The organism is Enterobacter cloacae complex sp. P15RS (assembly GCF_014895905.1).
Taxonomy (GTDB): Bacteria; Pseudomonadota; Gammaproteobacteria; order Enterobacterales; family Enterobacteriaceae; genus Enterobacter; species Enterobacter quasihormaechei.
The window spans coordinates 224,545-237,991 of sequence record NZ_JADBQL010000016.1 but is presented as its reverse complement, the minus strand read 5'-3'; the positions used below and the strand labels follow the sequence as shown (position 1 = coordinate 237,991).

At 56.3% G+C, this 13,447-nt stretch carries 13 protein-coding genes; 10 read left to right on the top strand and 3 right to left on the bottom strand.

All coding sequences use genetic code 11. The features are described from left to right. Window positions 1–73: 73 nt before the first annotated feature. Window positions 74–1,003: a formate/nitrite transporter family protein gene (locus tag IM267_RS11210; protein WP_063868143.1), complete on the bottom strand. Its 930-nt coding sequence runs from the start codon at window positions 1,001–1,003 to the stop codon at window positions 74–76. Between the two features lie 314 nt (window positions 1,004–1,317). Here IM267_RS11210 and mlaA point away from each other — a divergent pair, with 314 nt between their 5' ends. Next, entirely contained in the window at window positions 1,318–2,070 is a 753-nt protein-coding gene (mlaA, locus tag IM267_RS11205) for a phospholipid-binding lipoprotein MlaA (RefSeq protein WP_003861365.1), read from the top strand. Between the two features lie 44 nt (window positions 2,071–2,114). Here the strand turns inward: mlaA and fadL are convergent, their stop codons facing one another. Then, entirely contained in the window at window positions 2,115–3,398 is a 1,284-nt protein-coding gene (gene fadL, locus IM267_RS11200; protein WP_063868145.1) for a long-chain fatty acid transporter FadL, read from the bottom strand. Window positions 3,399–3,770: 372 nt separating this feature from the next. On the opposite strand from fadL, the gene IM267_RS11195 reads away from it, so the two are divergent. From IM267_RS11195 to sixA, 4 genes are all read left to right on the top strand, one after another. Beyond that, the gene (locus IM267_RS11195) at window positions 3,771–4,055 is read left to right on the top strand and encodes a YfcZ/YiiS family protein (RefSeq protein WP_063868147.1); all 285 of its coding nucleotides are present in this window, start codon (window positions 3,771–3,773) and stop codon (window positions 4,053–4,055) included. 237 nt (window positions 4,056–4,292) lie between these two features. Further along, window positions 4,293–5,603 carry an acetyl-CoA C-acyltransferase FadI gene (fadI, locus tag IM267_RS11190; protein ID WP_107533441.1) on the top strand — a complete coding sequence of 437 codons (1,311 nt, stop codon included), beginning with the start codon at window positions 4,293–4,295 and terminating at the stop codon, window positions 5,601–5,603. Then, window positions 5,603–7,750, top strand: coding sequence for a fatty acid oxidation complex subunit alpha FadJ (gene fadJ / locus IM267_RS11185; protein WP_193033404.1), 2,148 nt, complete (start codon window positions 5,603–5,605; stop codon window positions 7,748–7,750). Before fadI ends, fadJ begins: the two co-directional genes overlap by 1 nt. A 209-nt stretch (window positions 7,751–7,959) precedes the next feature. Next, complete coding sequence (sixA, locus tag IM267_RS11180; RefSeq protein ID WP_063868153.1) at window positions 7,960–8,445, top strand: phosphohistidine phosphatase SixA; 486 nt, start codon at window positions 7,960–7,962, stop codon at window positions 8,443–8,445. Window positions 8,446–8,490: 45 nt separating this feature from the next. Here the strand turns inward: sixA and smrB are convergent, their stop codons facing one another. Further along, the gene (gene smrB / locus IM267_RS11175; protein WP_063450427.1) at window positions 8,491–9,042 is read right to left on the bottom strand and encodes an endonuclease SmrB; all 552 of its coding nucleotides are present in this window, start codon (window positions 9,040–9,042) and stop codon (window positions 8,491–8,493) included. 145 nt (window positions 9,043–9,187) lie between these two features. On the opposite strand from smrB, the gene prmB reads away from it, so the two are divergent. From prmB to IM267_RS11150, 5 genes are read left to right on the top strand one after another with little or no spacing between them, the layout of a single operon-like run. Further along, window positions 9,188–10,120, top strand: coding sequence for a 50S ribosomal protein L3 N(5)-glutamine methyltransferase (prmB, locus tag IM267_RS11170; RefSeq protein WP_063450426.1), 933 nt, complete (start codon window positions 9,188–9,190; stop codon window positions 10,118–10,120). 60 nt (window positions 10,121–10,180) lie between these two features. Further along, window positions 10,181–11,266: a chorismate synthase gene (aroC, locus tag IM267_RS11165; protein ID WP_063868155.1), complete on the top strand. Its 1,086-nt coding sequence runs from the start codon at window positions 10,181–10,183 to the stop codon at window positions 11,264–11,266. A gap of 2 nt (window positions 11,267–11,268) precedes the next feature. Next, window positions 11,269–12,093, top strand: coding sequence for a penicillin-insensitive murein endopeptidase (gene mepA / locus IM267_RS11160; RefSeq protein WP_193033403.1), 825 nt, complete (start codon window positions 11,269–11,271; stop codon window positions 12,091–12,093). Further along, window positions 12,093–12,902: a sulfite exporter TauE/SafE family protein gene (locus IM267_RS11155; protein ID WP_022648863.1), complete on the top strand. Its 810-nt coding sequence runs from the start codon at window positions 12,093–12,095 to the stop codon at window positions 12,900–12,902. The genes mepA and IM267_RS11155 overlap by 1 nt, the downstream gene beginning before the upstream one ends. After that, window positions 12,902–13,447, top strand: coding sequence for an elongation factor P hydroxylase (locus IM267_RS11150; protein ID WP_063868156.1), 546 nt, complete (start codon window positions 12,902–12,904; stop codon window positions 13,445–13,447). Before IM267_RS11155 ends, IM267_RS11150 begins: the two co-directional genes overlap by 1 nt.

The following is a 13,447-nucleotide window of genomic DNA, read 5'->3' as shown; positions in this document are numbered from 1 at the left end:
AGCGGCAAGAGTATAACGTTATTTACACTTTTCGTTAAGCGCATTGCCGCCTGACTGGTCAAAGAGTCACCGTTCACGCCGATTTTTCGGCTGTTTTATCCTTTTTTTCCTGAGCCTTAAGCTCGGCCTTACGCTTGTTGGACATGTCGTTACGGATTTGCGCATGGCTCAGCAGCGCAAAGATAAAGGTTCCGCCACAAATGTTGCCTGCGAGGGTAGGCAGGGCGAACGGCCAGAAAAAGTCGCTCCAGTGGAGGGTGCCGTTAAACACCAGATAAAGGATTTCTACGGTCCCGACAACGATGTGCGTGGTATCCGCGAGTGCGATAAGCCAGGTCATCAGGATAATCACGACGATTTTCGCGCTGCCCGCTGACGGGAACATCCAGACCATAGTGGCGATGATCCAGCCGGAGATAATGGCATTAGAGAACATTTCGACCGGCGTGTTTTTCATCACATCCATCCCAATCTTCACGAATGCGTCACGGGTCGGTTCATCAAATATGGGCATATACTCGAAGGCCCAGGCGGCTACGCCCGTACCGATGAGGTTCCCCAGCAGCACGACGCTCCACAGGCGCATCAGTAAGCCAAAATTTCCGAGGGTGGGGTTTTGCATGACCGGCAGTACGGCGGTAACGGTGTTCTCGGTAAAAAGCTGCTGCCGCGCCATAATGACGATGATAAAGCCGAACGTGTAGCCTAAATTTTCGAGCAGAAACCCGCCCGGCACGCCTTCCAGCTGCACGTGAAATATCCCTTTGGCAAGCAGCGATGCGCCCATCGACAGACCGGCTGCGATGGCTGACCACAGCAGGGCCATCGCGTCACGCTCCATCTCCTTTTCGCCATCCTGGCGAATATGTTCATGAATCGCCATGGCGCGCGACGGCAGGCGATCCTCATCGACTTCTATCTCTTCGCCCCGGTCTTTCTCCTCGCTCTCAATCTCAGGTTCTTCATTGTTCTCGCCAATTTTTTCTTCGTTAATGTCTTTCATAACTGCTCCTTCGGGGTTATCGCTCATTTAAGCGTAGCGGCTTTTAGCGCCTTGCCCGTGGGGAAGCTCTTAAATTGCAGAAAATGGCAATAAAGGTGAGACATCTCTTTCAAAGCCAATATAAAATTGCCGGCGAAACGAATTCTTAAAGACAGGCTATGCTGAAATTAGCGTGATGACGCGAGCGGGTCGTCATTGTCCTCGTAGACATCGGTAAGCGTGCTGTTACAATCACTTGCACGTTTCAGGCGGAGCGTCACCTGCTCCGTTACAGATGGCATTCAACGATAGCCATATTGAACAGGGAGAAATGTATGAAACTTCGGCTGTCGGCGCTTGCGCTGGGCGTGACGATGCTTGTGGGCTGCGCCAGCTCTGGCGAGCAAACCGGACGCTCCGATCCTCTCGAAGGATTTAACCGTTCAATGTACAGCTTTAACTATAATGTACTGGATCCGTATCTGGTTCGTCCGGTTGCCGTGGCATGGCGTGACTACGTTCCGCAGCCGGCGCGAAACGGGCTGAGCAACTTTACCAGTAACCTCGAAGAGCCAGCGGTGATGGTGAACTATTTCCTCCAGGGAGATCCATATCAGGGGATGGTGCATTTCACCCGCTTCTTCCTGAACTCCCTGCTGGGCATGGGCGGCTTAATTGATGTCGCAGGCATGGCTAACCCGAAACTACAGCGTGAACAGCCGCACCGTTTCGGCAGTACGCTGGGGCATTATGGCGTAGGTTATGGTCCGTATGTGCACCTGCCGTTCTACGGCAGCTTCACCGTACGTGACGATGGCGGCGACATGGTGGATACGCTGTATCCGGTGCTGTCATGGCTCACCTGGCCGCTGTCGATTGGTAAATGGACCGTGGAAGGGATTGAAACACGTGCGCAACTGCTGGACTCTGACGGTCTGCTGCGTCAGTCTTCGGATCCGTACATCATGGTGCGTGAGGCCTACTTCCAGAACCACGACTTTATTGCCAACGGCGGTAAGCTGAAGCCGGAAGATAATCCGAATGCGAAAGCCATTGAGAACGAATTAAAAGATATTGATTCGGAATAAATAAAAAAGGTGAGCGATGCTCACCTTTTTTAATCGTGTTGGGATTAGAACGCGTAGTTGAAGTTGGTACCGAACAGCCACGCTTTACCTTCAGAGGTAAACTCGTAAGGGCCTTCCTGGAAGGTCACTTTCTGACCGTGCATATAAGAGACGCCCGCGTCGATGGACGCATTCTCGTTAAACGCATAGGTTGCACCCGCACTCAGCCAGAAGCGGTCCTGATCCGGAATGGAGATAGAGCGTTTATCCGCCGGGACAGGGCTGTCATCAAACGCGATACCGGTACGGAATGTCCAGTTGTCATCCATATAGTAGGTCGTACCCAGCGCCAGACGGTATGCGTCGTGGAAGCTCTCGTCCTTATAGAACAGCGTCTGGCCGTTGCTGCCGGTGGCTTTCAGCTCCTGGAACTGGCTCCAGCTGGTATACGCGAGGCTATAGTGAATCGCCCACTGCGGTGCAACGCGGTTGTAACCAGACACTTCCCACATTTCAGGCAGATGCAGCGACAGTGAACCCGGTACGGTTTGATTCGAGGTACCCCATGGAATGGTGGTGCCTGCGCCCGGAACCATACCGTTGACAGGGCTCAGAATGCCGCTTTTGTAATCGCCATCGAAATCAATTTTCACTTCTGAGCGATAGGTCAGACCCCAGCGGTTGTTTTTATCCAGTTCATACAGGATCCCGGCGTTCCAGCCGTAGCCCCATTCATCACCTTTCAGGCTGGCGATTTTGTTGCTGTTTTTCGGCAGCGCAGCGGTTTGCTCGCCGGTGTAACGCTCGATTTTTGCGTCGGCGTAAACGGCATTAAAGCCCAGACCGAAGCTCCAGCTATCGTTCAGACGATAGGCGCCGCTCAGGTTGAGGTTCAGGGTGGTCAGGTCGGTTTTACCGCCGTATTCCCCGGCCGGATAGTCGTTGTTGAATTCCGTCGCCAGGCCATAGTTAGAGGTAACTGAAGCCCCCCAACCAAACTGTTCGTTAATCGGGGCAACAAAGTGCAGGTTAGGCACCCACGCCGTCGGCGCAATGTTATCCGCCTTCAGATCCGCGCCGGTGAACTGTGATTTGCCAGAGATGTTGACATCAGGATCGATGTAAACCGCACCGGCAGAGAAGGTAGGGCGATCGAACATCATGATCAGCGCCGGGTTACGGCTTGCGTTGCCTGCGTCATCGGCAATCGCACCTTCCCCGGAATACGCACGGCCAAGGCCAGAGGAAGAAAATTCGTTTAACTGGAAGCCCGCTGACCAGGCGGACGTTGAGACGATTGCCACTGCAACTGCTAAAGCAGTTTGTTTGAACAGGGTTTTCTGGCTCATGACCATAACCTCATTGAGTTATTTTTATTCAATAATTGTTACATACCGTAACAGGAGCGCGAAGTGTAGGGTCTGAGGTATGACTTACAAATCAGACCAGTGGCGAGAGTATAGGTCTGACCAGCTGGGATGTTGCAAGTTTGTTTATTAATATTTTCAGATATGTTTCTTGAAACGAGATCTGGTTGGCAAAATTGTGACCAGTGCGAATCATCTGAAAAGGTGAATTTTGTTTTAGATCATTTTTTAGTGTGATATTGCTCACTTATCCGATTTTGCGCCATTAACGGCTGGAGGGGGCTCGTCCGGGGGCGTAAAATAGTCGCATCGTGTTTATCTCGCGCGTTGCGCGAATACAGAGGAAATTGAGCTATGAGTAAATGCAGTGCTGATGAAACCCCGGTTTGCTGCTGTATGGATGTTGGCACCATCATGGACAACACCGATTGCACCGCCTCTTACAGCCGCGTCTTCAGCAATCGCGCTGAAGCGGAAGAAACGCTGGCGGCGCTGACCCAGCGCGCGCGCGAAGTGGAATCCGATCCGTGCGAAATCAAATCTACCTTCACGGAAGTGGACGGCGGCGTACAGCTGGATATCGACTTCGTGTTCGCCTGCGAAGCTGAAACGCTGATTTTCCAGCTGGGCCTGCGTTAATTCCTGCGGTCTGGTGCCCTCACCCCAACCCTCTCCCACGGGAGAGGGTGCAAACTCTAAAAACGGTAACCCACGGGTTACCGTTTTGCTTTTACCCTGGGCATTTTCTTTTTCTTCTCTGTGCCTTAGCTCGCAATTTTTCGCTTCCCCGATTGGCTCAATGTAAAAAAATAGTTAACACTATTATCAGGTCAGACCACTTAATGTGCGCGCAAAATTTTTTTACAGGGGAGTGTTATGAGTCAGGCATTACCGCTTATCACCCGACACGGTGACCGCATTGCCATTGTCAGCGGGTTACGTACGCCGTTTGCGCGTCAGGCAACCGCGTTTCACGGTATACCGGCTGTCGATCTGGGAAAAATGGTCGTGGGGGAGATGCTGGCTCGCAGCGAGATCCCGCCAGAGGTTATTGAGCAGCTGGTTTTCGGCCAGGTCGTGCAAATGCCGGAAGCGCCCAATATCGCGCGTGAAATCGTCCTGGGCACCGGCATGAACGTTCACACCGACGCCTACAGCGTAAGCCGCGCCTGCGCCACCAGTTTTCAGGCGGTGGCGAACGTGGCTGAAAGCCTGATGGCGGGAACCATTCGCGCGGGGATCGCCGGAGGCGCGGATTCCTCCTCCGTGCTGCCCATCGGCGTCAGCAAACGGCTAGCCCGCATCCTGGTGGATGCCAACAAAGCCCGGACCACCGGTGCGAAGCTCAAACTCTTCTCGCGTTTACGCCTGCGCGACCTCATGCCCGTGCCCCCTGCCGTTGCGGAATACTCCACCGGCCTGCGAATGGGCGACACTGCCGAGCAGATGGCAAAAACCTACGGTATTACCCGGGAGCAGCAGGACGCGCTGGCGCATCGCTCGCATCAGCTGGCAGCGAAAGCCTGGTCGGAGGGCAAACTGGCCGACGAAGTAATGACCGCCTACGTGCCGCCTTACCGCGAACCGCTTTCAGAAGATAACAACATCCGCGGCACCTCCACGCTGGCGGATTACGCCAAACTGCGCCCGGCGTTTGACCGTAAGCACGGTACGGTCACCGCAGCTAACAGTACGCCTCTGACGGACGGCGCCGCCGCCGTGATCCTGATGACGGAATCCCGGGCGAAAGAGCTGGGCATTACGCCGCTGGGCTATTTGCGCAGCTACGCCTTTACCGCAATCGATGTCTGGCAGGACATGCTGCTCGGACCGGCCTGGTCCACGCCGCTGGCGCTGGATCGCGCAGGGCTGACGCTCTCCGATCTCACGCTGATTGATATGCACGAAGCCTTTGCCGCCCAAACGCTGGCAAATGTGCAGCTTATGGCGAGCGAGCGCTTTGCCCGCGACGTGCTGGGCCGCGCGCATGCCACAGGCGAAGTCGATCAGAGTAAATTCAACGTGCTGGGTGGCTCCATCGCCTACGGTCATCCGTTTGCGGCGACAGGGGCGCGAATGATAACCCAGACGTTGCACGAGCTGCGTCGACGTGGCGGCGGTTTTGGTCTCGTCACCGCCTGTGCGGCGGGCGGCCTGGGTGCAGCAATGGTTCTGGAGGCTGAATAATGGAAACGACATCTGCATTTAACCTGGCCGTTCGCCTCGATAACGTGGCCGTTATTACCATTGATGTGCCCGACGAAAAAATGAATACCCTGAAGGCCGAGTTTGGCGTTCAGGTGCGCGCAATGCTCAGACAGATCCGCGAAAACAAAGCGATACGTGGACTGGTATTTATCTCGGCAAAGCCGGATAACTTCATCGCCGGGGCCGATATCAATATGATTGCCCGCGCTGCAAGCGCTCAGGAGGCAGAAGATCTGGCGCGTCAGGGTCAGCAGGTGATGGCGGAGATCCATGCGCTGTCGATACCCGTTGTCGCCGCAATTCATGGGGCCTGCCTGGGCGGCGGGCTTGAGCTGGCGCTGGCCTGCCACAGCCGCATTTGTACCGACGATGCAAAAACCGTACTCGGCCTGCCGGAGGTACAGCTTGGGTTGCTGCCCGGCTCGGGTGGAACGCAGCGCCTGCCGCGTCTGGTGGGCGTCAGCACGGCGCTGGAGATGATCTTAACCGGTAAACAGCTGCGCGCTCGTCAGGCCCTGAAGGCGGGTCTGGTTGATGAGGTCGTTCCGCACGCCATCCTGCTTGACGCTGCCGTTGAACGGGCGCTGAAGGGGCGTCAGGCGAAACGCCCCCTGCCGGTGCGCGAGCGCATCCTTGCCGGGCCGCTAGGACGCGCGCTGCTGTTCAGGATGGTGGATAAAAAAACCGAGCAAAAAACCAGAGGAAACTATCCGGCAACGAAGCGCATTCTGGAGGTGATTGAAACCGGTTTATCGCAGGGCAGCAGCAGCGGCTATGCCGCAGAAGCGAAGGCGTTTGGCGAGCTGGCGATGACGCCGCAATCGCAGGCGCTGCGCAGCATTTTCTTTGCCAGCACGGAGGTCAAAAAAGATCCGGGCAGCGAAGCTGAACCGGCTCCGTTGCGCGCCATTGGCGTTCTGGGCGGCGGGCTGATGGGTGGCGGCATCGCGTTTGTCACCGCCAGCAAAGGCAAATTGCCCGTACGTATTAAAGATATCAATCCTAAGGGCATCAACCACGCGTTGCAGTACAGCTGGCAGAACCTCGATCGCAAAGTGAAACGCCGCCATATTAAGGCCAGCGAGCGTGATAAAACCCTCGCGACGATCACGGGCACCACCGACTACAGCGGGTTCGCACACCGCGATCTGGTGATTGAAGCCGTGTTCGAAGATCTGGCCCTTAAGCAGCAGATGGTGGCGGACGTTGAGCAGCATTGCGCGCCGCACACCATTTTTGCTTCAAACACCTCCTCTTTGCCGATTGGCGACATCGCGGCGAAAGCCGCGCGCCCGGAGCAGGTGATAGGGCTGCACTATTTTAGCCCGGTCGAAAAAATGCCGCTGGTGGAGGTGATCCCGCATGCTACAACCAGCCCGCAAACTATTGCCACCGTGGTGAAGCTGGCGAAAAAACAGGGCAAAACCCCCATTGTGGTCGCGGACAAAGCGGGCTTCTACGTCAACCGTATTCTGGCGCCGTACATTAACGAAGCGATGCGGCTGCTGACGGAAGGGGAGAAAATTGAGCACGTCGATGATGCCCTGGTGAAGTTTGGTTTCCCCGTTGGCCCAATCCAGCTTTTGGATGAGGTAGGGATTGATACGGGGACTAAAATTATCCCTGTGCTGGAAGCGGCTTATGGCGATCGTTTTGCGCCGCCTGCAAACTTTGTTTCTGCAATTTTGAAGGACGATCGCAAAGGCAGAAAAAATGAACGCGGTTTCTATCTTTACGCCGCGAAAGGGCGTAAAAGCAAGAAACAGGTCGACCCTTCGGTTTATGCGCTTATTCCCGTCACGGGTCAGGGAAAACTGTCGGCAGTTCAGTGCGCTGAGCGCTGCGTAATGATGATGCTCAATGAAGCGGCGCGCTGCTTTGGCGAGCAGGTGATCAAAAGCGCGCGCGACGGCGACATCGGCGCCGTGTTTGGCATCGGTTTCCCGCCATTCCTTGGCGGCCCGTTCCGGTACATGGATACCCTCGGGGCGGGTGAAGTGGTTGCGATCCTGCAACGTCTGGCCTCGCAATACGGTCCACGGTTTACACCTTGTGACGAATTATTGCAGATGGCGGAACGGGGCCAGACATTCTGGCCCGCAAGGGAAACTGATTGCGTAAACTGAAGTCAAAGAAGGGTAAATCCTGAGGTAATGGAACCTGTTCTGGCGAAATTGTAAACAGAGATTGACTATACTTACGCCATTGAGGTAAAAAACAGCGTTTCATTCACCGAATGGATCAGGCACAATGCCCGGCCATCGGGTTTTCTACCTCAGAGCATTAATCGCGGGTAGTTAACGCCGGTGATTCTGGTTAACAAAAGCGGTGCAATATGCAAGTTTTTATCATGCGTCACGGCGACGCGGCACTTGATGCCGCCAGTGACTCAGTACGTCCTTTAACCGTCTGTGGCTGCGACGAATCCCGTCAGATGGCAACGTGGCTTAAAGGTCAAAAAGTGGACATTGAACGCGTTCTGGTGAGTCCGTTCCTGCGGGCAGAGCAGACGCTGGATGTGGTAGGGGAGTGTATGAACCTGCCAGCCAGCGTGGACGTTCTTCCTGAACTCACGCCGTGCGGCGATGTTGGCCTTGTCAGCGCTTACCTTCAGGCGCTGTGCAATGAAGGTGTTGCTTCCGCACTGGTCATTTCCCACCTGCCGCTGGTCGGCTATCTGGTATCTGAGCTGTGCCCGGGCGAAACGCCACCGATGTTCACAACGTCCGCCATTGCCAACGTCACCCTCGACGAAACCGGCAAAGGGGTCTTCAACTGGCAAATGAGTCCGTGCAACCTGAAGATGGCAAAAGCCATCTGACGTGACGTGCGATATGGCGGGGGCATAGCGCTTCCCGCCATCCTGTCAGGGCAACTCTGGCGGCTGCCACTCCTCAACTTCAATCAACACCAGCAATGCGGCATCTCCGCCGTACTCTTTTGGTGCCTGATGAAAAGCCATCACGTGTGGATGCTGAGCCAGCCACAGCGGCGTCTGTTGTTTGAGAATATGTTTGCCGTGACCGTGCATCACGCAGGCGCAAAAAACATGCTCGCGTCGGCACGCCGCGATCAACGCCCCCAGCTCCTGCTTCGCCTGCATCTGCGTCAGCCCGTGCAGATCGAGAAACAGCTCCGGCGAATAATCGCCCCGGCGCAGCTTCTTCAGCTCAAAATGGCTGACGTCTTCGCGCACGTATTTCACGGCCCCCTGCGTATTGAGCAGCGGCTGGAATTCATCTGAAAAATAGTGGCTGTTATCGGCCTGCTCCTGGAGCAGACGTTTGACCGGAACCTCGCTGATTTTTTTACGCTGCGGGCGATGGACAATGGTGTCCTGCGTGATTTTACGCGTCCCGGTCATCAGCTGACGGAAGAGAGCCTGATCCTCCTCGCTGAGCGGTGTTTTCTTTTTCATTCGTCATTCTCATCTCGTATTTCCGATAGTGTACCCGACTAAACGCATTTTTTAACCTCAAGCGGTACGCGTCATTGCTGATTTATCCCCGTCTTCATGGCAAACTAGCCGCCGAAAATTATGCGAGCATGCCCTGGAGGAAAGAGTGGATAAAATTTTTGTCGATGAAGCAGTAAACGAGCTGCATACCATACAGGACATGTTGCGCTGGTCGGTTAGCCGCTTCAGCGCCGCCAATATCTGGTACGGTCACGGCACCGATAACCCGTGGGATGAGGCCGTCCAGCTGGTGCTGCCGTCACTCTATCTGCCGCTGGATATTCCGGAAGACATGCGTACCGCGCGCCTGACCTCCAGCGAAAAACACCGCATCGTTGAGCGCGTGATCCGCCGCGTGAACGAGCGCATTCCGGTGGCTTACCTGACCAACAAAGCCTGGTTCTGCGGCCACGAGTTCTACGTTGATGAGCGTGTGCTGGTGCCGCGCTCGCCGATTGGTGAGCTGATCAATAACCACTTTGACGGCCTGATCGCGCACCAGCCGCAGCACATTCTCGATATGTGCACCGGCAGCGGCTGCATCGCCATTGCCTGCGCCTACGCTTTCCCTGAAGCGGAAGTGGACGCCGTCGATATCTCCACCGACGCGCTGGCCGTTACCGAACACAACATTGAAGAGCACGGCCTGATCCATCACGTCACGCCTATCCGCTCTGACCTGTTCCGCGACCTGCCGACGCTGCAATACGACCTGATCGTTACCAATCCGCCGTACGTGGATGCAGAAGACATGTCCGATCTGCCGAACGAGTATCGTCACGAGCCGGAGCTGGGCCTGGCGTCAGGCTCTGATGGCCTGAAGCTGACCCGCCGCATCCTGGCGTGTGCGCCGGATTATCTGACCGACGACGGCGTTCTGATTTGTGAAGTGGGCAACAGCATGGTACATCTGATAGAGCAGTACCCGGATGTACCGTTCACCTGGCTTGAGTTCGACAACGGCGGTGACGGCGTCTTTATGCTGACCAAAGCGCAGCTGCTTGACGCGCGCGAATACTTCAGCATTTACAAAGACTAATCCAGCGGGCTTCGGCCCGTTTCACAACGCTCAAACACAAACAACAACATCGGAGCCGTGATGGCAGGAAACAGTATTGGACAGGTATTCCGTGTGACCACCTTTGGCGAGTCGCACGGTCTGGCACTGGGTTGTATCGTTGATGGCGTCCCGCCAGGCATCGAACTGACCGAAGCCGATTTGCAGCATGACCTCGATCGTCGTCGTCCGGGTACCTCTCGCTACACCACGCAGCGTCGCGAGCCGGACCAGGTCAAAATTCTCTCCGGCGTATTTGAGGGCCGTACCACCGGCACCAGCATCGGGCTGCTGATTGAAAACACCGATCAGCGCTCTCAGGACTACGGTGCAATCAAAGACGTTTTCCGTCCTGGCCATGCCGATTACACCTATGAGCAAAAATATGGCTTCCGCGACTATCGCGGCGGTGGCCGGTCTTCCGCACGTGAAACCGCGATGCGCGTGGCGGCAGGGGCGATTGCCAAAAAATATCTCCAGCAGAAATTCGGCATCGTTATCCGTGGCTGTCTGACCCAGATGGGCGACATTCCGCTGGCAATCAAAGACTGGGATCAGGTCGAGCTTAACCCGTTCTTCTGCGCCGATGCCGACAAGCTGGACGCGTTGGACGAACTGATGCGCGGCCTAAAAAAAGAGGGTGACTCTATTGGCGCGAAAGTCACCGTGGTAGCCGACGGCGTGCCGGCTGGCTGGGGCGAGCCGGTATTTGACCGCCTCGACGCCGACATCGCCCACGCGCTGATGAGCATTAACGCGGTGAAAGGTGTGGAAATCGGCGACGGTTTTGACGTGATTCAGCTTCGCGGCAGCCAGAACCGTGATGAAATCACGAAAGACGGTTTCCAGAGCAACCATGCGGGCGGCATTCTGGGCGGCATCAGCAGCGGTCAGCAGATTACGGCCAATATCGCGTTGAAGCCAACGTCCAGTATTACCGTACCGGGCCACACGATTAACCGCGCTGGCGAAGACGTTGAGATGATCACCAAAGGGCGACACGATCCGTGCGTCGGGATCCGCGCGGTGCCGATCGCAGAGGCGATGCTGGCGATCGTGCTGATGGATCACTTCCTGCGTCAGCGCGCGCAGAATGCGGATGTGTCGACCACCATTCCACGCTGGTAACTATGAAAAAAACCGCAATCGCTCTGCTGGCGCTGCTTGCCAGTGGAGCCAGTCTGGCCGCCACGCCGTGGCAGAAAATCACCCACCCGGTGGCGGGTAGCGCGCAGTCTATCGGCGCGTTTTCCAACGGCTGTATCGTCGGCGCGCAGGAACTTCCGCTGCAATCGAATACCTATCAGGTGATGCGCACCGATCAGCGCCGTTATTTCGGCCATCCTGATCTGGTGCTGTTTATTCAGCGTCTTGGCAACCAGGTGCATAACCTGGGGCTGGGCACGATGCTGATTGGCGATATGGGGATGCCTGCCGGTGGCCGCTTTAACGGCGGACACGCCAGCCACCAGACGGGACTGGATGTGGATATTTTCCTGCAACTGCCGAAAACGCGCTGGAGTTCAGCGCAGCTGCTGAAGCCGCAGGCGCTCGATCTGGTGTCGGCCGACGGCAAACGGGTCGTCGCCTCGCGCTGGTCACCGGAAATTTCCAGCATGATCAAGCTGGCGGCAGAAGATAATGACGTCACGCGGATCTTTGTTAACCCGGCCATCAAGCAGCAGCTCTGCCTGGATGCGGGAACGGATCGCGACTGGCTGCGCAAAGTGCGCCCGTGGTTCCAGCACCGGGCGCATATGCATGTTCGTCTGCGCTGCCCGGCGAACAGCCTGGAATGTGAAGATCAGCCGCTCCCGCCGCCTGGCGATGGTTGCGGTTATGAACTGCAAAGCTGGTTTGAACCGGCCAAGCCTGGAACCTCTAAGCCTGAGAAGAAGACACCGCCTCCGTTGCCGCCTTCCTGCCAGGCGCTACTGGATGAGCATGTACTTTAATGGATAATTTCGTCGATCTGTTCATGGTGTCACCGCTGCTGCTGGCGGTGCTCTTTTTTGTTGCGATGTTAGCCGGATTTATCGATGCCCTTGCGGGCGGTGGCGGCTTGCTCACCGTTCCGGCGCTGCTGGCGGCAGGCATGAGTCCTGCCCAGGCGCTCGCCACCAATAAACTCCAGGCGTGCGGCGGCTCTCTTTCCTCTTCGCTCTATTTTGTTCGCCGCAAGGTGGTGAATCTCGCCGATCAGAAGCTCAATATCCTGATGACGTTTATTGGCTCGACGGCGGGTGCCTTGCTGGTACAGCACGTGCAGTCCGACATTCTGCGCCAGATCCTGCCGATTTTGGTTATCTGCATCGGCCTGTATTTCCTGCTGATGCCTAAGCTCGGCGAGGAAGACCGGGCGCGGCGGTTGCACGGCCTGCCGTTTGCGCTGATTGCCGGTGGCTGCGTCGGCTTTTACGACGGCTTCTTTGGCCCAGGGGCAGGCTCGTTTTACGCGCTGGCGTTCGTGACGCTGGCCGGCTTTAACCTCGCCAAATCCACCGCCCACGCCAAGGTGCTGAATGCGACCTCGAACGTCGGCGGCCTGCTGCTGTTTATCATTGGCGGCAAGGTTATCTGGGCAACCGGGTTTGTGATGATGGCAGGGCAGTTTTTGGGCGCGCGCGCAGGCTCGCGTCTGGTATTAAGCAAAGGGCAAAAGTTGATCCGCCCGATGATTGTTGTCGTCTCGGCGGTGATGAGCGCCAAACTTCTTTATGACAGCCATGGACAGGAGATCCTCACCTGGTTGGGGATGAACTAATGAACAGTACGCATAAATACGAACAGCTGATTGAGATCTTCGATAGCTGTTTTGCTGATGATTTTAATACCCGTCTGATTAAAGGCGACGACGAACCGATCTATCTTCCTGCTGATGACGAGGTTCCGTACAACCGCATCGTCTTTGCCCACGGCTTTTACGCCAGCGGTTTGCACGAGATTTCGCACTGGTGCATCGCGGGGAAAGCGCGTCGCGAGCTGGTGGACTTCGGTTACTGGTACTGCCCGGACGGGCGCGACGCCGCCACCCAGGGGCGGTTCGAAGATGTGGAGGTGAAACCGCAGGCGCTGGAGTGGCTGTTCTGCGTGGCGGCGGGTTTCCCGTTCAACGTGAGCTGTGACAACCTTGAAGGCGACTTCGAGCCAGACCGTATCGTCTTCCAGCGCCGCGTGCATGCGCAGGTGATGGAGTATCTTGAGAAGGGCATCCCGGAACGTCCGGCGCGTCTGATCGAGGCCTTACAGAATTATTACCACACGCCGGAGATCACGGCGGAATGCTTCCCGTGGCCGGAAGATTTATAA